1 pseudogene is annotated in these 542 nt (G+C 47.8%); it reads right to left on the bottom strand.

The features are described from left to right. Positions 1-542 (bottom strand): annotated as a pseudogene (locus ACWHAR_RS31150) (phenylalanine--tRNA ligase subunit beta); the annotation flags it as partial.

The raw sequence follows: 542 nt of genomic DNA, 5'->3' as shown, positions 1-542 counted from the left end.
TTCGACCGGTTTCGTATGTTCTTCGGCTTTCAAGAAAACAGAACCGATTTCATAAAAAGCAGCTGAATCGGCCTGCCTTGCCAAGTTGTATGCAACCGAATCGAGCAGATTAGGGAGCAGGCTGTGCCTCAGCACGCTTCTTTCCTCGCTCATCGGCAGTGAAAGGATCGTTTTAAACGATTTTTCCAATGCGTAAGCCGTCGCTTTTTTATCGTTTGTTAATGAGTATGTGATCGCCTGGGAAAGCCCTGCTCCTTCCAGGAAGCGTCTTACTTTTCTGCGCTTGTCCTGATAAGGTGTCAGTCCGCCCGCAAAGCCTGTTACTTCCGGCAGTGTCGACGGAATGTTGTCATATCCGTACAGTCTTGCGACCTCTTCGATCAAATCTTCTTCAATCGCAATATCGCCTCTTCTTGACGGAACCGTCACGACCAGTTCACGTTCAGCGTCTTCAACTGCAAAGCCGAGCCTTTCAAAAATGTTGACCATTTCTTCTTTGCTGATGGACATGCCGAGAACCTTCGTCACTTTATCAACGGAAA

Source organism: Bacillus sp. LR--39, assembly GCF_053613335.1.
The sequence above is the reverse complement of the archived record's forward strand: the minus strand, read 5'-3'. Positions and strand labels throughout refer to the sequence as shown.